The following is a 19,159-nucleotide window of genomic DNA, read 5'->3' on the forward strand; positions in this document are numbered from 1 at the left end:
GTGCAGCGGTGAAGTCTATGCAGGACTGCATGCGCAAAGTGGAGGTTGAGGATAGGGCTGGCCTATGAGCTGGATTGTGAAACGATATTTCCTTAATCTTCTCCGCCCCGATAAGCTTGCGGCCAACTTTCACCGTTGCTGTGCCCCGAGTGGCAGCTTCTCGTTTTCAGGATTGTCGTGCGCCCTGTGTAGCCACAAGCCCCCGTCAGTCCCAACCCTCTCAACCGGTACGCCGGTTCAGACCCAGTGACTCCGACCACGCGTAACGATGGCCGGTCAATAGGAGTGTGTCATGTCTGATGTACGTCATTCGCGAGTGATTATTCTCGGCTCCGGCCCTGCCGGTTACAGCGCTGCAGTCTATGCCGCGCGCGCCAACCTCAAGCCGTTGCTGATCACCGGGATGCAGGCGGGTGGTCAGTTGACCACCACTACCGAAGTCGACAACTGGCCGGGCGACCCCCATGGCCTGACCGGCCCGGCATTGATGGAGCGTATGCGTGAACACGCCGAGCGTTTCGAGACCGAGATCGTGTTCGATCACATCAATGCGGTCGATCTGGCCGGTAAGCCCTTCAGCCTGAAAGGCGACAACGCGACTTACACCTGCGACGCGCTGATCATCGCCACCGGCGCCAGCGCCCGTTATCTCGGTCTGCCGTCCGAAGAAGCGTTCATGGGCAAGGGCGTGTCGGCCTGCGCGACCTGCGACGGTTTCTTCTATCGCAACAAGCCGGTCGCCGTGGTCGGCGGCGGCAACACTGCCGTCGAGGAAGCCCTGTATCTGGCCAACATCGCCAGTAAGGTCACCTTGGTTCACCGTCGCGATACCTTCCGCGCCGAGAAGATCCTCATCGATAAGCTGCATGCACGTGTCGCCGAGGGCAAGATCGAGCTCAAGCTCAACGCCACCCTGGACGAAGTGCTGGGCGACAACATGGGCGTGACTGGTGCGCGCTTGAAGAACAACGACGGCAGCTATTCCGAAGTGACCGTCGACGGCGTGTTCATCGCCATCGGCCACACGCCGAATACCAGCCTGTTTGACGGTCAGCTGGCGTTGAAAGACGGCTACATGGTCGTTCAAGGCGGTCGCGAAGGTAATGCGACGGCCACCAGCGTTGACGGTGTTTTTGCTGCCGGCGACGTGGCGGATCACGTCTACCGTCAGGCCATCACCTCGGCTGGTGCAGGCTGCATGGCTGCACTGGACGTCGAGCGCTACCTGGACGGCCTGGCGAACGTTTCGTTCTGACCTGATCTTAAGCTGCAAAAAAACCGGCTCATTGAGCCGGTTTTTTTATGTTTGCCGAGCAGGCGCTCATCGAACCTGAAAACGCCGCGGATGTTCTGCCGACGCACGAACTGTGGGAGCGAGCTTGCTCGCGAAGAGGTCCTGGCATCCGCTAAACCTTCGGCGCCCGACATGCCGCTTTCGTGAGCAAGCTCACTCCCACATGAATGTGTTTACTGCACGAGAAGCCCGGTGTGTGCGTGGTCGGGTTGTCCTACAGACTTAAGCTCGCACTCAGACCTTGGGCTTGAGCGGCTCGGCGGAAAACTTAACGCCGGCCAGACCGTTCGCGATCAGCGCCCGGATGTTGCCGTGGTCAGAGCCTTCCGGCGTCTCCAGCACTGAGCGGTAGTGCTCGCCAAAAGCCAGCAGCGCTTCTTCGTCGCTCAGGCCTTCCAGCAGCGCCAGGCCGAGGGTCTTGCACGAACCTTCGTTCTGGCCAGCGGTGTTTTCCACCGGGCCGTTGCTGAACGCCTGGGGCTGATACTCGTAATGCGCGGCGATGAAGGCCAGCGTGTCGGCGAACAGATGATTGCCGCTGGCGAGGCTGGCGCGCAGGGCGCTCAGGTCAGTCATGCTTCGGTGCCTTGACGAACGCGGCTTGCTGCTCGGCGCTGGCTTCTTTCTGGTACGTGGATTTCCACTCGCTGTACGGCATGCCGTAAACCACTTCGCGGGCGTCATCGAGCGTTATGTCGATGTGCTTCTCGTCGGCCTCGGCCTTGTACCACTTGGACAGACAGTTGCGACAGAAACCGGCGAGGTTCATCAGGTCGATGTTCTGCACGTCCTTGCGGCTGTCCAGATGCGCAACCAGACGGCGGAAAGCGGCGGCTTCAAGTTCAAGACGTTGTTGCTCGGTCATGGTGTGCTCTGTTGGAAGTAAAAGATGGGCGGATGATAAGAGTGGCAGTCAGGCCGGGCAAGCGCGCGCCCGCAAAGGCGAGCGCAGGAATCAGCGCGCTGCCGCCAGGGTGATCGACACCGATTCGGCAAACCGCAGCGCGTGGGGCTTATCCACTTCGACCTCGGCGTATTGCACTTCTTCATGGGTCATCACCAGGTCGAGCACTTCCTGGGTCAGGCGCTCAAGCAGGGCAAAGCGGTTGCTTTCGACGTGCTGGATGATGGCCTTGGTGATGGTCCGGTAGTTCAACGCGTGATCAATGTCGTTGTCGCGCACCGCTTCCTGCGCCGCGTACAGGATCGTCAGGTTGATCAGCACGTCCTGCTTGTTGAGGATTTCGGCCTCGTTGATGCCGATAAACGTCCGCAGGCACAGGTCTTTGACCCTGATGCGTGCGGTACCGGGTTCGAGTCTTGCCATGGACTACTTGCTCCGTCCGATCAATTGCAGAAATTCCATGCGGGTCGTGGTGGACTCGCGGAAGGCGCCGAGCATCACCGAGGTGTTCATGGTGGAGTTCTGCTTTTCAACGCCGCGCATCATCATGCACATGTGTTGAGCCTCAATGACCACGGCCACGCCTGCGGCCTTGGTCACGCCCTGAATCGCGTCGGCGATCTGCCGCGTTAGATTTTCCTGAATCTGCAGGCGCCGCGCGTACATGTCGACGATGCGTGCGATCTTCGACAGGCCCAGAACTTTTCCGGTGGGAATGTAGGCCACGTGAGCCTTGCCAATGAAGGGCAGCAGGTGATGCTCGCACAGCGAATACAGCTCGATGTCCTTGACGATCACCATCTCGTCGCTCGCGGAGGCAAACAGCGCGCCGTTGACGATCTCGTCCAGCGTCTGCTCGTAGCCATGACACAGGTATTGCATCGCCTTGGCGGCGCGCTTGGGCGTATCCAGCAGGCCTTCGCGTTCAGGATCTTCACCCAGGCCGACAAGGATCTCACGGTAATGCTGTGGCAGTGACAGGGTCATCTATGTTTCCTCGGGGCGGCTTACTTGACGTGCCGTCCGCCGTTTACGGTCAGAGTGGTGCCGGTGATGTAGGAGGTATCCATCAGATAGCGCAGGCTCTGGTAGATCACCTCGGCGCCAGGTTCGATGCCCAGTGCCGACTTTTCCAGCGTGCGTGCGCGGTATGCCGCGTCGTCATCGGGTTGAAACATCAGCATGGCCGGGGCAATGCCGTTGACCTTGATATGGGGCGCAAATCTGGCGGCGAAGGACAGGGTCAGATTTTCCAGGCCTGCCTTGCTGGCGCTGTAAGCGATGTGCTTGCTGCTGCCCTTGCGCGTGACGTCGTCGCTGATGTGAATAATGTCGGCCGTCTCCGAGCGCCGCAACAGCTCGGCGCAATGCAGATTGATGAGGTAGGGCGTCAGCATGTGGACATTGAACATTTGCATGAACACATCCGACTCCTCCCCCGGCGTTTCGGCCAGCCAGTCGGACGCGTTGTGCACGATGGCCCTCAGGCTGCCAGTCTGCTCCTTGAGTCGGGCGATGAAATCCAGAACGCTCGTCTCTGACGAAAAATCAGCCTGAAGCACCACCGCGCCCAGCGCCTTTAGACGCTGCATGCCCGGCCGCTCGCTGCGGTAGGTGATGATCACCGGCTGGCCTTCCGCCAATAGACGCTCGGCGCAATACAGGCCAACGCGCTGGCTGGCACCAGTGATCAAGACAGGGGCAGGGGAGCAGGCCATGGTCGTCACGCATTCATCAACGGGGAGAGAGGTCGGGCGAGTCGGTGCTGAATGGCGAGCAGTGAAGGCTCGCGTGCACCATCGAAAACGACCGTGGGGCAAAGTTACCCCAACGGTCGGTTCTTGTACAACACCGGCAGGGCTGTACATGTTTTTGAATTGGCGCCATGTCGGGCGCTGCCAGGCAGTTCGGCGGCGCCCTGATCGGGAAAGCGCTTGTGGATGAGCGCTAGCGGGTAGACGCCGGCTCCGTTCCGCTGACCTGTGCAGGCGTGCTGCTGTGCAGCCACCCCGCCAGAAGATGGGTCGACAGCGGAATAAACCAGAACACCATCAGCGGTGTGAGGATCAACGTGCTGATCATGATGCGCGGGAACAGATCCAGCTGACTGAGCAGCGGTCCCAGCACGAAATTGAAGAGCAGTGACACCGGGAAGAACGCCAGCCAGATGGCAACGGCTTGCTTCCAGCGCGGCGGGCGCTGACCAACGGCGCCAAACCAGCCGTCGATACCGCTTACGCGGTGCACGGAATTCTTGGCAAACAGGCCGCTGCCGCGCACCAGCCAGGAGCGTCGGGAGGCGGAATGCTCCCAGGCGTGCATGGTAGCTTCATCGGCAAAGCGGAAAATAATCTGGAATTCGTCATCCCCAGGCGGCGGAGCAAGCACGCCGGACCCTAGATAGCCGGGGAAGTCGGTAGCGAGCTGTTCGCCTTCATGCAGCCAGGCAATCAGTTCCTGATAGCGGCCATGGGCGACGCGACGGGCAACCATCAGCGTGACGGGTGAGGTAGACATTGTGTATCTCCGATAAACAAGTGAGCTTCCCGGGTAGGGAAATCACATGACGCGGCGCCGGGGTGGTGGCGATGCGGCAGCTTCACTGGAAAAAGCAAGCAAGGATTATTCCTGAATCCTGCAATAAAGCCAGAGGTGTTTATCGGACAAAGAGGGTGTCGTAGAGGATCGCCTGATCAGACAATCCTAGAGGTGCATCGAAGGGTGAATCTTGCGGTGTTCCTGAAGAATGTACTGACGCAGACGCTCAGTGTCTTCTTTACTGTTCTGACTCAACCGATACGCTGCCAGGCCATGCTGAGTCAGACGTTCGAAGGTCCCGCGCAACGAAATCGGCGCATGGCCCTCCGGACAGAACCAGGCGGCAAAGGACTTCGGCGGCTTGGTCTGCTTGCGTATTTCCAGGAGGATGCCTTTGAAGGACACTTCATGCACCCACAGCGCGGTGGGCGAACCTTTTTCAGTTTGCAGCGGCATCGGCTCAGGCAGTATCAAGCGCCATGGACGAATGCGCGGGCCTTCTTCGAAGATGCTCGGCGCACCCAGCTCCAGGTGCAGCGCATGAAATTCGTCTTCCACCAGATGCAGCGGGAAAGTCATTTGCTGATTATCGAACTGGGCCTGAATCGTGACTTGCTCATGGGCCGCCAGACGGGTCAGCAGATCCTGGATTTGCACGCCGCCGTTCACCACCAGGCTGCTGGACTTGTCGCCCAGATTCAGCGTGGGGTTGTGCTGCATCTTCTGAATGAACTCCAGTTCATCAGGCGTGAGGATGTTGTCGCGCTGCATGGCCAGGCTCGATTAACCGGTTATTGAAGGAGCAGACAGATCGTTCGCAGGTAGGTTGCGGCCGTTCGTCAGTTGCAGGATGTTACCCCTTCAGGATTTCATTCTCCAGCCGAGGTTGCGCCCGTTCGGCGTTTAACTCGACGCCTTTTCCGCCGGCCGGATCGTCACGGCGTCCGGACGGGTTCGACTACCAATCTGAAAGTAGTAGAAGTACTCAATTGAGACAGGAATGTTCCAGCATCGTTGAACCTTATTTTGCATAAACGCCGTGCTCGTCGATCCGCTTCGCGTTTGGCAGCACAAGGTCAGGAGTCCAAGACATCGCGCCGCGCTGAGGCATAATGCCGCACGATTTTACCCGTCACAGGATGAACCCATGAAAGTCGCGATTATTGCGGGCTCGGTGTATGGCTCGGCTGAAGAGGTTGCCCGCCACGCCCAACAGCTTATTAAGGATGCAGGGCACGAAGTATTTTTCAATCCACGCGCCACCCTTGCCGATTTGCAAACCTTTGCGCCGGAAGCCCTGCTGGCAGTGAGTTCGACCACTGGGATGGGCGAGCTGCCGGACAACATTCAGCCGCTCTATCACCAGATCCGCGACGTGCTGCCCGCTGCCTGGCGCGGATTGCCGGGTGGCGTCATTGCATTGGGCGACGCGAGTTACGGCGATACGTTTTGCGCGGGCGGCGAGTTGATGCGTGAGCTCTTTGCCGAGCTGGGGATTCGCGAGGTGCAGGAGATGCTGCGTCTGGACGCCAGCGAAACCGTGACCCCGGAAAGCGATGCCGAGCCGTGGCTGGCGGAGTTCATCGGACAGCTGAACGCCTGAGCGGCGAGCCTGTTGCTCATGGGCAGCCCGGCGCAATGGCCAGCCATCAATGCTTCAGGTGCTGGCCTGGCAATGGCCAAGCCATCCCTCAGCGTTATCGACCACCATTCAGCGTGCCCCGTGTTGATTGTGACCGTGCATCGGGTCGGCGAGACTCGATGACCATTACGCCCGCGTCTGCTGCTGACGCCCTGATGAATCCAGGGCAGCGGCAGCAGCGCCGGCTTCATCATCGGGGAGAGCAACATGAGCGAGTCCGTGCGTTTTGAAGACAAAGTGGTGATCGTCACCGGGGCGGGCGGCGGGTTGGGAAGAGCCCATGCGTTGTTGTTCGCCCGGCACGGCGCGCGGGTGATCGTCAACGACCTCGGCGGTTCGGCCCACGGCGAAGGCGCCAATGCATCGGCAGCGGATCGAGTGGTTGCGGAAATTCGTGAAGCGGGCGGCGAGGCGGTTGCCAATCATGACTCGGTCACCGATGGCGACAAGATCGTTCAGAACGCTCTCGATGCTTTCGGCCGCGTCGACGTCGTGGTCAACAACGCCGGCATTCTCCGCGACAAAAGCTTCGCCAAGATGGAAGACGCCGACTGGGACCTGGTTTACCGCGTGCATGTCGAAGGCGCCTACAAAGTCACCCGTGCTGCCTGGCCCCACCTGCGGGACCAGAACTATGGCCGCATCATCTTCACCTCGTCCACTTCCGGCATTTACGGCAACTTCGGTCAGGCCAACTACGGCATGGCCAAGCTCGGGCTGTACGGTTTGACGCGCACGCTCGCCGTTGAAGGGCGCAAAAACAACATCCTGGTTAACGCCATCGCCCCCACCGGCGGAACACGGATGACCGAAGGTTTGATTCCAGCCAGTGTGTTCGATCTGCTCAAGCCCGAGTTGGTCAGCCCGCTGGTGGTGTACCTGGGCAGCCAGCAGTGCCAGGACAGCGCCGGCCTGTATGAAGTGGGTGGCGGCTGGATCGGCAAAGTCCGCTGGGAGCGCAGCCTGGGCGCCGGCTTCAACCCTCATGCAGGCTTCTCGCCGGAAGACGTCGCTGCGCAGTGGCAGACCATCAGTGACTTCAGCGACGCTGTGCACCCCGCCGACAATGTCGAAGCGCTCAAGGAAATGATGGCGAATTTGCAGAAATTCGCCTGACCTCTCTGTGCTCACATAACGGCCAGTCCGGGCGATCGGATTGGCCGTTTTTGTAGGAAAGTTATTTGCCACGACGTAGGAACGGTCTCTGAATGAGGCAATGATTCCGTCTTCACTTGTTCAGCCTAAACCCCGCCCCGAGTCGCCCGACATTTCCTGAGGATCAACCGATTTTCAGGAGGTTTTATGATTGGCAATTTGAGCAAAGTGCAAGAGCGGCTGAGTGTGTATGTGGCTGCTCCCTACAAACGCTTCGAGGCCAACTCCGGGCTAAGTATCGAGGAGCAGGCGGTCAAACAAAAGGTCCGACAGTACTGGGCAGATGAGAGTCTTTCCAACATCAAAAAACTACAAGGGTTGAATCTTGATCTGGCTGGCTTCGACCCTACCCGGACGAACAACAAACAGTTGAGGGAGATCGGTGCGGTGTTGGCGGAGCGCGGATTTATCGATGAAGGGCTTGTTGATGCGATGTCCAGCATCGATATCGAATTCGACGCTGATGGAAAGGAAATCAACATGGAGCGCGAAGTGAATGCTTATGCCTTTTTTGAGAAGGAGTTGGGCGCGCTTCATGACCTGATGAACCGGGAAAATGATGTGGCCAAAAGTGGCCTGGTGGAATTAAAAACGGTCATTTCCGTCGTGATGGCGCTTGCTGAGTATGCGAACACGCCACGCGAACCTTCGCTGGTAAACATCCGCGCCTGAAGCATTTCTTTGCGTGCGGCCCGTTCACGCAAAAAAAACCGCTGCAATCGCAGCGGCCAAATAAGACGTTGAATCCAGGAGCTTCAAAACACAACGTCGGTGACGAGAGTTGAGCGCTTCCCCAAGCCGTTCAAGGGCCAGTGGTTGCTCAGAGGCTGCGAAGGATAAAGGGCCTGAGGAACTCGAAACAGCTCGCGTTGTGACAAGCAGTGTTACCGCCACAGCAACAGTAGGAACGCGCAACGAGTGCCAAACAATCGCTCCTTTTTCCTGCGTCATTGATCGGCTGGTCGCGCTCATCGCTATCAATAGTTATTCCATCGGTCTGCGATTCAGCGGGTTAGATGACAGCTCTTTCGGACCGCCCACGTATTTCACACTTTGGCTGGATGCCTCTGTGGCGCGGGCGGTCATTATGGAGCTGTAAAGATGACTGATCATTTTAAAAAACACACCGGCCCGACGGCGGGTTCGCTGCTCGATCACGCCGATAAAGAGGGCGAGCTTTCGGCATTGATGGTCGCGCATTTTCGGGAGGCACCGACTGTGCATCAGGCGGCGAGGCAACTGCTGGCCAACGCACTGGTTAGAGTTACGCGATTTCCCAACCCTGACGCGCTGTTCATTCATACGAACAATGCAGGCGGGCTCGATCCCGCACCGCTCTCACTGACCCAAGTCCTGCTGCGCGCATTTGTTGGAGACACCACTCACCTCGATGATCAACAAGCAGCGTTGTCGACGCGAAGAGACTCCGCGCACACTGCATATGCACCGGCAGGTCTGGACATCGGCGCGATCAGGGAAATGTTGCCCGATCTGCTGAAAAGGCTGCCCGGATTTTTCAAGTTCAGTCTTGATCAGTACTGGGCAGTTGACGAGCAGACTTTTACCCGGATTCCCGGCGAAGACGCGGTCCGCGGCACGCGCGAGGAAGTCTTCGAAACCCTGCAGTCGTGGGTGCTTGGCCACGCCATCGGTTTGGCCGTCGGCACTCACGAGCTCACCCCTCAGGAAGAAGAGCGGCTGCTACGCATTGTCGACTCTCCCGACTGCATGGGCCGTTATGCACTGTCGTTGCGGACATCGGATGGCTCGGTGCTGCCACTGATCGGCACCTGCGTAGCGACTGCCGAAGACGTCGATGTCATGCCGCTGGATTCAATTGGCCCCGATGCCATCGTCTATCTCTTCAGCCCGTCTGGCGGGGTGGAGAAGTTCGCAACGCTGGACGCGATGGAAGTCGAGTTCAAGCAGCGCCTGGCGCAGACCGACTCGCGGGATCTGATTCTGGGTTGTCTCTCGCTCGAACACCAGATGCTGCTCAACGACACCCCGGCGGAGGCTTTGGAGCTTGATTATTCACTGATGAACGAAAAGCCAGCGCCGCGATTTATCAAGAGTCTTCGGGAAAAACAGCTGCACGATATCGACCACTTGCTTGCTCACGCACCTTTAAGCAATGGCGACCCGGATGCACTGTTGCAGATGTTCGACGACGTTAGCCGTCTCGACGACCTGGAGCAGGCTCTGAATGCTCGCTACATGGATCTGCTGGCATTCGTGCATGAGCGGCGCCTGCCGCAATGGCTGCGGTTCGCTGCGCCGCCAGATCGTCAGCGCTACGACACACTCGCCGCTGAGCAGTCGTTGTGTGAAACGCGAATGCAGGCGCAACTGGTTGGCATCGAGACGCCCGAAATCTTTGCGCGGAAAGAGATCGCGGCTTATCTGATGAAGCATCTGGGTTACACGCTTGACCCGTCCAGCGTGACGATCCATCTGCCCGATGAGATGCAGTTCGCAGATGCGCCGCTGGAGACTGTTTACACAAACACTCTATTGGGCTTTGCCCTCGACGGCATGCCGGACACGGACTTGAATCTGGCCCCGAGTATCGAGGTCGATGCCGCTTACGCCCATGTACGCCTGGACTTCGATTTCGTGTGCCGCCTGGTGCGAGAACTCAATGTGAAGCAGCGTTACGGAAGCGAAGTGGAACGTCGCTACCGCGACCAAACCGCAGTGGATGCCATGAGCGCAATGCGCGCCAGCAATATCGCATTGAGTGCCTGGGCGGCGAAACTGCAAGGTCATCTTTCTGATCGCGGTCTGGCATTGATTGAGCAAGTGCAGTCGAACCTTCTCGGCAGCCCAGCGATAAAGGTAGGTGCTCTGTACCTCAAAGGTGGCAATCGGCGTTTGGAAGATGTGGTCGTCATTCGTGAGATCAACGGCGACGACGAGTTCTATGTGCTGTATGCACCGGGTCAGCCAAATGGGCGCGAGATGTTTGACTTCGACACGTGGCGCAAGCTGTCCCTCGAAGTCGGCAGCTGGACCGGTAATGCGCGCGGCGCGCAGTATCTCCTCGACCAGACCGTCGTCAAGGCAGACCAGCACATCGTTCCGTACATTGAAAGCATTCAGCTGATGCCTTCGCAATGGTCTACGGACAGCCTCCAGTTCCTTGCCGTCAACGGCGCCTCGTTCACCGACGCGCTATCGGGCCTGAGCCGCTACAAGGTCGATCAAATGCTGGCGCGCAATCAGATTGTCGCCAGTGGGCGGATGCAGCATTTCACCGAGCAGCACCGGATGGCGCAGGTGGTGTTGACCCATCGGATTGCAGCACTGAACAAAGCCTACGATGCTTTCGGCATCACGCCTTGGCGCCAGGCTGCCCGTGGTGAATGCGAGCGCTTGATCGACAGGCACCTGAAGGCGTCCGGGGTGCCGGGCCGCATCGACCCGGACACTGTGTTTTTTGATGTGGAGGGTAACGCTGGCGAGGGTGAACCGGACTTTGGCCGCTACACCACGCTCAAGTGCCTGACGGACCTGTTCATGGTCGGCTACTCGGAAGAGGAATACGATTTTGATCCCGATGCTGCCGTGTATTCGTCGATTGGCCAGGATGTCTCCGCGCTTACGGGTGCTTTCGTTGACCAGATGATCCGCGGTTCCAACTATGCCGATGAATACATCAAAAAACTGCGCCAGCACACGTGGGGTCTGACCAATTCCCCGCCGCCCAGGGTTCGCGCCCTGTTCGCGCGCAAAACCCACTGTGAACTGCGCCGTGATGCGTTGATTGAGTACGCCGCAGGCCGGCTTGACGCTGATCAGTACAACTGGGTTGTGCGGATGGTCTCAAGCCTCGACAGCAGTATCGTCGGGCACAGGACGAAAGCGCCGGGGACACTCCATCTGCTGATCATGGCGTACAAAACCTTCCCCAATATCTACGTTTTCAAGCCGGATAAAGCCAACGCTCGCCTGGGAACACTGGTCTATACACCCGGTGCGCCCGATGGCTATTTGTTCCGCCAGGAGGATGACGTTGTTCGCTCTGTGTCCCGCCCCGGCATGAGCCGTTATTACTATGATCAGGTGCATTACAGCGCTCAGCGCATCATCGGTACCTTGATGCAAAAGCTTGAGGTGTCGCCCCTCGTCGACGGCAAGCCCTACAAGGTTTCTCACTCGGCGCCGGTGACACTGGAGAGTTTGCATGGGGTCGCGGTGCAGCTTTTGATCTTGGACATTGACGCCCAGACTGAGAGCGTCAACGAACGGCGCATGCTCAACACCTATAACTTCGTCCGTAAATACGGCGGCTATCTGGCAAATCTCCACCCGATAACCAAAGCGGTATGGACGGGGCTGCATGCCGGTGTCGACCTTTTTCGGGGAATCTTTGCCTATCAGGAAGGCGACCGTGCCCGCGCGAGGGACTATTTCCTGCAGGCTGCAATGGGAGCCTTTAAAACCGCCAAGCTAGTCCGCAAGATCCGCAAGGCCGAGAAAGTGAAGCGCCTGGGCAAGGCGGCAAAACGGTCGTCTGGCAGTGTGCCGCAGTTTCGATAATCAGTGCAAAGCGCCCACCCCGGGCAGTTGAACCAGACGTTGAGTGAGCCGCACCCGTTGAACCGGGTCCTCACTCAACATCAACGCATGCTCCAGGTCGAAACGTTCGGCCTGTGGGCAATCCAGATGCTGGTACAGGCTGGCACGAGCGAGGTAATCGCTGGTGTTGGCCTGGCCCAGTTCCATTACGCGGGTCGCGTCCTTGAGCGCCGCGATCAGGTCGTCATTCAACTGATGCAGGTAACGCAGGTTGCGTGACAAACGCTGCAGCATCGCCGCAGGCGTCGCCGTTTGCATGTGCTCGGCCTTGAGCTGCATCTGCGCACCAAACTGGCGCAGCAACAATTCACGACAGTCCTTTGGGTAGAGTCTGCGCCCGCCGCAAGGGTCCAGCGAATGGTCGGCACCGGGCACGCGCAACAAAAAATGCCCGGGGAAATTAACGCCTTCGAGTGGGATCTCCAGACGTCTGGCAATTTCCAGGGCGACCATCGCCAGCCCTAGCGGTTGGCCCCGACGACGTTCAAGGACTTTATGGATCAGAGCAGCCTGGGGTTTGGGCTGAGCGGCATCGTCCTGCTGAAATCCCAACGTCGCCAGTTGCCGCAGCAAGGGCTGGGCAAGCTCTGCGGCCGGTAACGACGCAAGCGCCGCACTGACGCTGCGTTCCAGAGCGTTCAGCTGGTCGCGGACAGCCTGGAAATCAACCTGGCCGTCGTGCTCTGTGGCGATCCACGCAGCGGCTTCAAAGGTAGACGGCGGGGTCCGTTCTAGACAGGCAATGCATTGCTGGCGCGGATTCATCGACTTCTCCGGCAGGATAAGACGGCTGAGAAGAGTTAACGGATGGCTCTGTTTTAGCCCTGGCCGCCGCCTTCGTCCAGCGTTGATTGATCGGGCGTGGCCAACGGCAGTCCGTCGTCCGGATCCTCCCGGGCCAGCCTTCTTTTTTTCAATCAGCGCCTATACTCGCCAGTACGAAAAAGGGGGAGCAGTGCCCATGTTCGCTCTCATGCAAAGCTCACACGTGCAATCACTGCACATGATAGTTGAGCCGCGCACCGGCCTGAAGGCGGTGATCGCGATCCACAGCAGCCGCAAAGGCCCGGCGATGGGAGGCTGTCGCTACCTCTCCTATCCAAACGAAGAGAGTGCTATCGAGGATGCCATTCAGCTGGCAAGGAACATGAGCTACAAAGCCGTACTCGCCGGGCTGTCACTGGGCGGTGGGACGGCGGTGATCATGCGTCCGGCCCACGTGCCTGATCGTGCCGCCTTGTTCGAGGCGTTCGGGCAATTCGTGCAGACCCTCGACGGCCGTTACGTCACGGCCATGGACAGCGGCACTTCCAGGGAAGACATGGACTGCATTGCCCAATACACCCAGCATGTCACCAGCACCACGGCGGTAGGCGACCCATCAGCGCATACCGCCTTGGGTTTATACGCCGGCATTAGGACTACGGCCATGGCGAGATTGGGCAGCGACAATCTGGAAGGTTTGCGCGTGGCGATTCAGGGGTTGGGCCATGTGGGTTACGCGCTCGCGGAACAGTTGCATGCGGCGGGCGCCGAGTTGTTGGTGGCTGATCTGGACAGCGGCAAGGTGCAACTCGCCATGGAGCAGTTGGGGGCCAAGCCGATCGCTTGCGAAGCGTTGCTCAGCACGCCTTGCGATATTCTTGCCCCGTGCGGGCTGGGCGGTGTGCTCAACAGCCACAGTGTCACCAAGTTGCGGTGCGCCGCAGTGGCGGGTGGCGCCAATAACCAACTGAGCTGCGCCGCCATTGCCGACCAACTGGAAGCCCGCGGCATTCTTTATGCCCCGGATTATGTGATCAATTCAGGCGGTCTGATTTATGTGGCGCTGCATCATCAGGGGCAGAGCCCGGGCACCATTACCGCGCATCTTTCTCAGATCGGCACGCGGCTGACCGAGGTGTTCGCCCATGCGCAAGCCGAAAAGCGCTCACCCGCACGGGTTGCAGATGAGCTGGCCGAGCGGCTGCTGGACATGGACTGATTCGTTTCGTGACAACTCCGCATTCAACTGGCTGAAGCTGACGTCGCGGGTCTGATCACTCTGCCTGCTCAGCCGCAGGTGCCAGCTCGTTGAGGGCCAGGGCGTTGCTCTTGAAAGCGGCCGCGAAGACGGCACGGTTTTTCGCCATGAAAATGCTGGCGTCTTCTGCATGTTTTTCGGAGAGGCCATCGACGTTTTTCATCAGCACGTCGGTGAGCAGTTCGGCCAGTTCCAGCATCTGATCATGGGCATCGGCGAGTTTGCGGTCCACGAACGTAGTCTCCAAATCACGGGTACTGCGGTAAAGGGTTTCAACAGCCATTGTTGGCCTCGTCGTCATTTCCAGAGTTGTAAGGGATCAGCCCGGGCGCTCAACGCTTGTGGCCGACAGATGATGCAAAGACAGCGTACTCCGTCTTTTTACTGTGTATTTATACAGTGCGCAGCATAGGTGAATCGTCGCAGCTTGGGTAGGGGGTGCGCGCTCACTTTTTTGTCGGGCGCCACCTTGCGACATCTGGTCACGTTCTCAACCTTAGCCGATGGCCCTATTAATGCTTGCCTACAGCCATGCGCGCACGAGCAAATCGTCAGGCGCGCGTAGCATCATCCGGTCCGGGTTACTCAAGGAAGTACATCGTGAACATCAACGTGGCCATAGCCCTGCGTCGACCGCTCCACCGCTGTGCTCAATCGCAGCGTTAGTTATGAACAGTTTTGGTTTGGTCAGGGGAGGTGAGGGATGGGTGGTGTGAGATGGGCAGATCGAATGCGGGCCAAGCTTCATGGCGGCGCCAATAGCCTGGGCAATCTGGCCGTTGAGGCGTTTCATTACCTGGCGCTGTTCGGCATCGGCGCGGTGACTGCCTATGCCGCGATAAAAGCCTTCATCGGCATGCTCGGGCAAGAATACATCGCCGTGGATGATATTTTGCTGTTGTTCATCTATCTCGAACTAGGTGCGATGGTCGGGATTTATTTCAAGACCAACCACATGCCCCTGCGGTTCTTGCTCTATATCGGGGTGACCGCGTTGATCCGCTTGCTGATCAGTGACGTATCCCATCACAAGGCGCCGGATCTGGGGATTATTTATGTGTGTGGCGGCGTGCTTTTGCTGGCTTTTTCGATTCTGGTCGTGAGGTATTCCTCGTCGAGGTATCCGTCGGTGCAGGAGAAGGTGGAGTAAGCCGATTCACTTGGTCACCACCAAGCCAGTGAGCAACCCCATAAAAAATGCCCCGTCTCAGCGGGGCATTTTCATGTGCGAAGAACAGTCAGTTCACCCACACCCCAACATGGTAATGCCAGCCATCGCCTCGGCTTTCCCAGTACGGATGTTGATAGCGATAGCCCGGCCGTACCGCTTCCCAATGGCCGTGTTCGGCGACGTAGCGGTTGCCGTTCCAGCGCCAGTAGCCGCGGGACCAGATGTAGCCTGGACGCGGAGCCGGTTCTTCTTCGATAACGCGCACGGGCGGCGCTTGCGGGGCGACGACTTCGACGTATTCGGCGCGGGGCGCGGGTCGGTCGACCACTCGGCGCTCGTGCACCACTCTTTCTTCCACGCAGCCGGTCGCGAGCGCCAGCGCGCCAATCAGCGCTATGTATCGTAGAGACATATCGTCACCTCAGACTTGTCCAGACTCTGCTGCTCGCCGTTTTTTGTTCAGACGGGGCAGCCGGCTTGCTACAGGTTTGTTGTAACAGGTGCTTTCTGTCTGGGGGCTGAATCGGCGGGAGTTACAGGGGCGTTGGCGATCGTCGGCAGGTGGCAGGGCGCATCAAGAATGATGCCCCGAAGAGGCTGCGCTGGCGAGGCGATGGATATCACCTCACTCCATGCGTATCAGAAATCAGATGCCGGCTGCCGACTGCGAACGGCTCAGGAAACTGGATCGGGCAGGCGGCGGCGAAAGTTGCTTAAGGTCACCGTCGGTCATGGCTGCCAGGATTTTGATGGCGCTGTGGCCCTGTTCGATGGCGATGCCGAACTGGATACTTTCGATCAAGCGACGCAGGCGCTTGGGCGAATTGCGTTGCTCAGCACTGAGCAAGCGTTTGGCGACCACACCTGATTCATTCGACAGCGTCAGCATGATGGTCCCGTCGAGGCCCTGGATACTCAGGTTGACCCGATAATCGGGATGGAAGGCGTCGGTGATCAGTTGAAAAGGGTTATCCATGGCCTGTTACCTGTTAACGATCTGCATAAGTTGACTGGGGGTGAATCCCTTTAGTTCTCGAAGCCGATCAACGGTTGATGATTCCTGCCCTGGCCGCGCTCGCTGAAGTCACGGTGGTATCCATAAGTGTTCCGTTGAAAGGTCGTCTCATTGAGCGAGTCACTGCGCGGGGGGCCAATAAGCTCGCGCCGCGCAGGTGAGTTGTAAGCTCGACGATACAAAGCTTGCAGGGTTTGGGCCACAAGGGACGAAAGGTGTAAATGCTCCCAATGGGCGGACCGCGAGGCGCTGAGTTGCCAACAAGGTCACGGTTCCGACGTCCATCGTGTACTGGCCAATCGCTTGGGTGTTTACAACCCGGCACCATTTGCGCGCTTCATGCGTTGTTAGTGTGCACCGGGTTGGCAAATGAACTGGCGGCTGTGTTTAGCGGAGCTAATCACTCTTGCGCTCGCCGCTGGATGGCCGCACAAAAAAAAGAGGCGGGCCCGTTTCCAGGCCCGCCCCTCGTTCAGCAGTTCAGTGTTTCAAGGCTGCCGCATCAGCCGTGCAACGCGTCATCCTTCTCGAGAAATTCTTCTTCGAGCAGCGCGTCAGCACTGACCGGCTCGTCGTCCAGATCGCTTTCAATTACCGGAGCCGCACCGCGTTTGTTGCCGCGCAGTTTTCCGAAAAGATGTTCCAGCGCGTGGTCGAGTTTGACCGCTGCGCCATCCACTGCCTGATCAATCGAATCGGCCTTGTGGGTCACGGAAATAGGTTGGTGTCCTTTTGGCCGGGCTTCCATCTGGCAACGGATGTCATGCGGGCCGGGCTTGTCGCCGTTTTCGTCGTTGATGTGGACCTCAACGCGGGTCAGATCCTCTTCGTATCGTTCGAGCGTAGTTTCAACCGTGGTTCGTACCCACTCCTCCAGACGGACGCTGTTTTCGATGTGGTTATCGCTGTTGACCTGGATTTGCATAGTTCTTCCCTTACTTTGGCTTGCTCGGGAGAGTCTGGACGAGGTGTTTTTCGTCTGCCCTCATTCACAGTGTTGGCGCCGATCCACGAACAATTCAACCCCTTGGAACCGAGAATATATTTCGCGAATGCGGGAACTCGACCGGCAAGTCCATTTTTGCTGGGCCACGTCTTTTCACGGTCGGGTTTCAGCCGCTGCAGATTTGTTGCGAGATTCGTCGGACATCTTTTGCGCATGAGAATATTTATCATTAATATCGCGCCTCGCATCATTCCCACTGCCGTGCCTGAACCATGATCGATCCACCTCCATCCTTGAACTCAGCGTGCCAGGACCTCGACCACGAGGCTCCGAAGGCTGCACGCGCACGGTTTCTGGAAGTGTTTCTGTCCCAGCGTCCGCAAATGGAGGCGCTGGTCAGCCGAAGAGTGGGTTGCCGGGCGACGGCAGCGGATCTGGTGCAGGACCTGTTCCTCAGGTTCTGGAGGCGCCCGCTGGTCCAGGTCGAAGAGCTCAACACTTATCTGCTGCGCTGTGCTGGCAATATCGCCATTGACCATCTGCGCAATGAAGGCACCCGTGCCCGGCTCAGCGACGAGATGCTGCCTGACGCGCATCGGCCCGACACTGACGAACCCCAGGCGGCGCTGGAGGCGAGCAATGATCTGCGCCACATCGAAACGGCGTTGCGCGCATTGCCGGAGAAAACCCGGCAGATCTTCCTGCTCAATCGTATCCACGGACGCAAATATGCCGAAATCGCCAAGGCCATGGGGCTTTCGCAGAGTGCCGTGGAGAAACACATGATGCGGGCCCTGCAGGCCTGCAAGGCGAGCGTTAACCAGGACGTCGCTTGGGTTGTACCCCCTGTCGGGAAATCCGGAGGGGGTCGTCGATGAACGCCTTCCCCGATCCGAAAACTCATTCAAATGCCGATCCCGACACCATGGCCCTGAGCTGGCTCAGTGTGCTGCATAACCAGCCGACGATCGCCGATCAGGCGCGTTTCAGCCGCTGGCTGCACGCCGACCCGGCCCATGCCCAGGCTTACGCTCAGGCTCAGGTGCTATGGGAACTCAGTGAAGAGCCTGCCACCACACTGGCCAGCGAAGACGCCGTCGCGCTCGACGCCTTGCTGCGGAAAATGGACGCACCCCCGCCGCAACGCTTGCCGGGCTGGGGAGCGGCGCTGGCGATGGCGGCGTGTCTGCTGCTAATGGTGAGCGTCGCGACGGGCTGGAATCCTCAGCGCTGGGCAGAGGATTTGAACGCCGATTATGTGTCGGCGCCGGGGCAGGTCCGAACGTTGATCCTGGCAGACGGGTCGCAGGTCACGATGGACGCCGACAGCGCCATCGCCGTGCATTTCGGCGACGGAGAACGGCATGTCGAGCTGCGCCGTGGCGCCGCATTCTTTCAGGTTATCCACAACGGCGAGCCGTTCGTGGTCGACGGCGGGCGCGGTGAAACGCGGGTGCTGGGCACACAGTTCGAGGTGCGACTGCAACCTGCCGGCGCGCAAGTCACCGTGCTGTCGGGCCGCGTTGGCGTGAAGGCAGACGCCGATGCGCCGCAGCTGATCCTGACGGCAGGTCAGCAGGCCCGTTATGACCGCGAACGCGTCACTGATCCGCAGCCCGTCGACACTGAAAGCCAATTGGCCTGGCGTCAGGGTTGGCTCAATTATTCCCGTACGCCCCTCGCCGATGTGATTAACGACCTTAACCGCTATTACCCGGGGCGAATCATGTTGCTTAACGATGAGCTGGCCGCGAAGACCGTCAGCGGCAGTTTCCCCAGCCGCGACCCGCAGGCCGTGCTGGCAGCTCTGAAGTCCGTCCTTGGTTTTGAGCAGTTCGAAGCCCTCGGGCGGGTCATTGTGATCCGTAGATCGCACGCGAGCGGTTGAGG

At 59.0% G+C, this 19,159-nt stretch carries 21 protein-coding genes; 9 read left to right on the plus strand and 12 right to left on the minus strand.

Annotated elements, in window-relative coordinates; translation table 11 throughout:
* Positions 1-292: 292 nt before the first annotated feature.
* A complete protein-coding gene (trxB, locus tag AC3ISG_RS03820; RefSeq protein ID WP_122535273.1) occupies positions 293-1,255 on the plus strand; it encodes a thioredoxin-disulfide reductase in 963 nt (320 codons plus the stop codon).
* A 273-nt stretch (positions 1,256-1,528) separates the two neighbouring features.
* On the opposite strand, the gene AC3ISG_RS03825 is transcribed toward trxB, so the two are convergent.
* The 7 genes from AC3ISG_RS03825 to AC3ISG_RS03855 form a co-directional block, all read right to left on the minus strand.
* Entirely contained in the window at positions 1,529-1,870 is a 342-nt protein-coding gene (locus AC3ISG_RS03825) for a HopJ type III effector protein (RefSeq protein WP_489298548.1), read from the minus strand.
* A complete protein-coding gene (locus AC3ISG_RS03830) occupies positions 1,863-2,159 on the minus strand; it encodes a DUF1244 domain-containing protein (RefSeq protein WP_122535277.1) in 297 nt (98 codons plus the stop codon). The genes AC3ISG_RS03825 and AC3ISG_RS03830 overlap by 8 nt, the downstream gene beginning before the upstream one ends.
* A gap of 90 nt (positions 2,160-2,249) precedes the next feature.
* Positions 2,250-2,621, minus strand: coding sequence for a dihydroneopterin triphosphate 2'-epimerase (gene folX, locus AC3ISG_RS03835; protein WP_122535279.1), 372 nt, complete (start codon positions 2,619-2,621; stop codon positions 2,250-2,252).
* A gap of 3 nt (positions 2,622-2,624) precedes the next feature.
* Positions 2,625-3,185, minus strand: a complete 561-nt coding sequence (gene folE / locus AC3ISG_RS03840; protein ID WP_122622561.1) for a GTP cyclohydrolase I FolE — start codon at positions 3,183-3,185, stop codon at positions 2,625-2,627.
* A gap of 20 nt (positions 3,186-3,205) precedes the next feature.
* A complete protein-coding gene (gene folM, locus AC3ISG_RS03845; RefSeq protein ID WP_489298549.1) occupies positions 3,206-3,916 on the minus strand; it encodes a dihydromonapterin reductase in 711 nt (236 codons plus the stop codon).
* A 229-nt stretch (positions 3,917-4,145) separates the two neighbouring features.
* Positions 4,146-4,715: an antibiotic biosynthesis monooxygenase gene (locus tag AC3ISG_RS03850; RefSeq protein WP_122535283.1), complete on the minus strand. Its 570-nt coding sequence runs from the start codon at positions 4,713-4,715 to the stop codon at positions 4,146-4,148.
* A gap of 186 nt (positions 4,716-4,901) precedes the next feature.
* A complete protein-coding gene (locus tag AC3ISG_RS03855; RefSeq protein WP_122535285.1) occupies positions 4,902-5,507 on the minus strand; it encodes a hypothetical protein in 606 nt (201 codons plus the stop codon).
* A gap of 376 nt (positions 5,508-5,883) precedes the next feature.
* On the opposite strand from AC3ISG_RS03855, the gene AC3ISG_RS03860 reads away from it, so the two are divergent.
* The 4 genes from AC3ISG_RS03860 (at position 5,884) to AC3ISG_RS03875 (ending at position 12,075) form a co-directional block, all read left to right on the plus strand.
* A complete protein-coding gene (locus AC3ISG_RS03860) occupies positions 5,884-6,339 on the plus strand; it encodes a flavodoxin (RefSeq protein ID WP_122622560.1) in 456 nt (151 codons plus the stop codon).
* A gap of 246 nt (positions 6,340-6,585) precedes the next feature.
* A complete protein-coding gene (locus tag AC3ISG_RS03865; protein ID WP_489298550.1) occupies positions 6,586-7,494 on the plus strand; it encodes an SDR family oxidoreductase in 909 nt (302 codons plus the stop codon).
* A gap of 186 nt (positions 7,495-7,680) precedes the next feature.
* Entirely contained in the window at positions 7,681-8,205 is a 525-nt protein-coding gene (locus tag AC3ISG_RS03870) for a hypothetical protein (RefSeq protein WP_122535289.1), read from the plus strand.
* Between the two features lie 429 nt (positions 8,206-8,634).
* Entirely contained in the window at positions 8,635-12,075 is a 3,441-nt protein-coding gene (locus tag AC3ISG_RS03875; protein ID WP_489298551.1) for a dermonecrotic toxin domain-containing protein, read from the plus strand.
* On the opposite strand, the gene AC3ISG_RS03880 is transcribed toward AC3ISG_RS03875, so the two are convergent.
* The gene (locus tag AC3ISG_RS03880; protein WP_489298552.1) at positions 12,076-12,879 is read right to left on the minus strand and encodes a SirB1 family protein; all 804 of its coding nucleotides are present in this window, start codon (positions 12,877-12,879) and stop codon (positions 12,076-12,078) included.
* A gap of 196 nt (positions 12,880-13,075) precedes the next feature.
* Here AC3ISG_RS03880 and AC3ISG_RS03885 point away from each other — a divergent pair, with 196 nt between their 5' ends.
* Positions 13,076-14,098 carry a Glu/Leu/Phe/Val dehydrogenase family protein gene (locus AC3ISG_RS03885; RefSeq protein ID WP_489298553.1) on the plus strand — a complete coding sequence of 341 codons (1,023 nt, stop codon included), beginning with the start codon at positions 13,076-13,078 and terminating at the stop codon, positions 14,096-14,098.
* 55 nt (positions 14,099-14,153) lie between these two features.
* Here the strand turns inward: AC3ISG_RS03885 and AC3ISG_RS03890 are convergent, their stop codons facing one another.
* Positions 14,154-14,420, minus strand: coding sequence for a YebG family protein (locus AC3ISG_RS03890; RefSeq protein ID WP_122535297.1), 267 nt, complete (start codon positions 14,418-14,420; stop codon positions 14,154-14,156).
* Positions 14,421-14,840: 420 nt separating this feature from the next.
* Here AC3ISG_RS03890 and AC3ISG_RS03895 point away from each other — a divergent pair, with 420 nt between their 5' ends.
* The gene (locus AC3ISG_RS03895; protein ID WP_122535298.1) at positions 14,841-15,287 is read left to right on the plus strand and encodes a phosphate-starvation-inducible protein PsiE; all 447 of its coding nucleotides are present in this window, start codon (positions 14,841-14,843) and stop codon (positions 15,285-15,287) included.
* A gap of 88 nt (positions 15,288-15,375) precedes the next feature.
* Here AC3ISG_RS03895 and AC3ISG_RS03900 read toward each other — a convergent pair whose 3' ends face one another.
* The 3 genes from AC3ISG_RS03900 to AC3ISG_RS03910 all read right to left on the minus strand — a co-directional run bounded on the left by AC3ISG_RS03900 (position 15,376) and on the right by AC3ISG_RS03910 (position 17,248).
* Entirely contained in the window at positions 15,376-15,720 is a 345-nt protein-coding gene (locus tag AC3ISG_RS03900; protein WP_122535300.1) for a YXWGXW repeat-containing protein, read from the minus strand.
* Positions 15,721-15,954: 234 nt separating this feature from the next.
* On the minus strand, positions 15,955-16,284 hold the full coding sequence (locus tag AC3ISG_RS03905; RefSeq protein ID WP_205486759.1) for a DUF3509 domain-containing protein: 330 nt from the start codon (positions 16,282-16,284) through the stop codon (positions 15,955-15,957).
* Between the two features lie 541 nt (positions 16,285-16,825).
* Complete coding sequence (locus AC3ISG_RS03910) at positions 16,826-17,248, minus strand: HPF/RaiA family ribosome-associated protein (RefSeq protein ID WP_122535302.1); 423 nt, start codon at positions 17,246-17,248, stop codon at positions 16,826-16,828.
* Positions 17,249-17,541: 293 nt separating this feature from the next.
* Between AC3ISG_RS03910 and AC3ISG_RS03915 the strand changes: the two genes are divergently transcribed.
* Together AC3ISG_RS03915 and AC3ISG_RS03920 are read left to right on the plus strand one after the other, a co-directional pair.
* On the plus strand, positions 17,542-18,147 hold the full coding sequence (locus tag AC3ISG_RS03915) for an RNA polymerase sigma factor (protein WP_489298554.1): 606 nt from the start codon (positions 17,542-17,544) through the stop codon (positions 18,145-18,147).
* Positions 18,144-19,157 (plus strand): FecR family protein, encoded by a 1,014-nt coding sequence (locus AC3ISG_RS03920; RefSeq protein ID WP_489298555.1) that lies wholly within the window; start codon positions 18,144-18,146, stop codon positions 19,155-19,157. Before AC3ISG_RS03915 ends, AC3ISG_RS03920 begins: the two co-directional genes overlap by 4 nt.
* Positions 19,158-19,159: the final 2 nt, after the last annotated feature.

Source organism: Pseudomonas sp. GL_135 (genome assembly GCF_057834665.1).

Coding starts and splice junctions, on each gene's coding strand:
- trxB (WP_122535273.1), top strand. CDS start 293: ATGTCTGATGTACGTCATTCGCGAGTGATTATTCTCGGCTCCGGCCCT.
- AC3ISG_RS03825 (WP_489298548.1), bottom strand. CDS start 1,870: ATGACTGACCTGAGCGCCCTGCGCGCCAGCCTCGCCAGCGGCAATCAT.
- AC3ISG_RS03830 (WP_122535277.1), bottom strand. CDS start 2,159: ATGACCGAGCAACAACGTCTTGAACTTGAAGCCGCCGCTTTCCGCCGT.
- folX (WP_122535279.1), bottom strand. CDS start 2,621: ATGGCAAGACTCGAACCCGGTACCGCACGCATCAGGGTCAAAGACCTG.
- folE (WP_122622561.1), bottom strand. CDS start 3,185: ATGACCCTGTCACTGCCACAGCATTACCGTGAGATCCTTGTCGGCCTG.
- folM (WP_489298549.1), bottom strand. CDS start 3,916: ATGGCCTGCTCCCCTGCCCCTGTCTTGATCACTGGTGCCAGCCAGCGC.
- AC3ISG_RS03850 (WP_122535283.1), bottom strand. CDS start 4,715: ATGTCTACCTCACCCGTCACGCTGATGGTTGCCCGTCGCGTCGCCCAT.
- AC3ISG_RS03855 (WP_122535285.1), bottom strand. CDS start 5,507: ATGCAGCGCGACAACATCCTCACGCCTGATGAACTGGAGTTCATTCAG.
- AC3ISG_RS03860 (WP_122622560.1), top strand. CDS start 5,884: ATGAAAGTCGCGATTATTGCGGGCTCGGTGTATGGCTCGGCTGAAGAG.
- AC3ISG_RS03865 (WP_489298550.1), top strand. CDS start 6,586: ATGAGCGAGTCCGTGCGTTTTGAAGACAAAGTGGTGATCGTCACCGGG.
- AC3ISG_RS03870 (WP_122535289.1), top strand. CDS start 7,681: ATGATTGGCAATTTGAGCAAAGTGCAAGAGCGGCTGAGTGTGTATGTG.
- AC3ISG_RS03875 (WP_489298551.1), top strand. CDS start 8,635: ATGACTGATCATTTTAAAAAACACACCGGCCCGACGGCGGGTTCGCTG.
- AC3ISG_RS03880 (WP_489298552.1), bottom strand. CDS start 12,879: ATGAATCCGCGCCAGCAATGCATTGCCTGTCTAGAACGGACCCCGCCG.
- AC3ISG_RS03885 (WP_489298553.1), top strand. CDS start 13,076: ATGTTCGCTCTCATGCAAAGCTCACACGTGCAATCACTGCACATGATA.
- AC3ISG_RS03890 (WP_122535297.1), bottom strand. CDS start 14,420: ATGGCTGTTGAAACCCTTTACCGCAGTACCCGTGATTTGGAGACTACG.
- AC3ISG_RS03895 (WP_122535298.1), top strand. CDS start 14,841: ATGGGTGGTGTGAGATGGGCAGATCGAATGCGGGCCAAGCTTCATGGC.
- AC3ISG_RS03900 (WP_122535300.1), bottom strand. CDS start 15,720: ATGTCTCTACGATACATAGCGCTGATTGGCGCGCTGGCGCTCGCGACC.
- AC3ISG_RS03905 (WP_205486759.1), bottom strand. CDS start 16,284: ATGGATAACCCTTTTCAACTGATCACCGACGCCTTCCATCCCGATTAT.
- AC3ISG_RS03910 (WP_122535302.1), bottom strand. CDS start 17,248: ATGCAAATCCAGGTCAACAGCGATAACCACATCGAAAACAGCGTCCGT.
- AC3ISG_RS03915 (WP_489298554.1), top strand. CDS start 17,542: ATGATCGATCCACCTCCATCCTTGAACTCAGCGTGCCAGGACCTCGAC.
- AC3ISG_RS03920 (WP_489298555.1), top strand. CDS start 18,144: ATGAACGCCTTCCCCGATCCGAAAACTCATTCAAATGCCGATCCCGAC.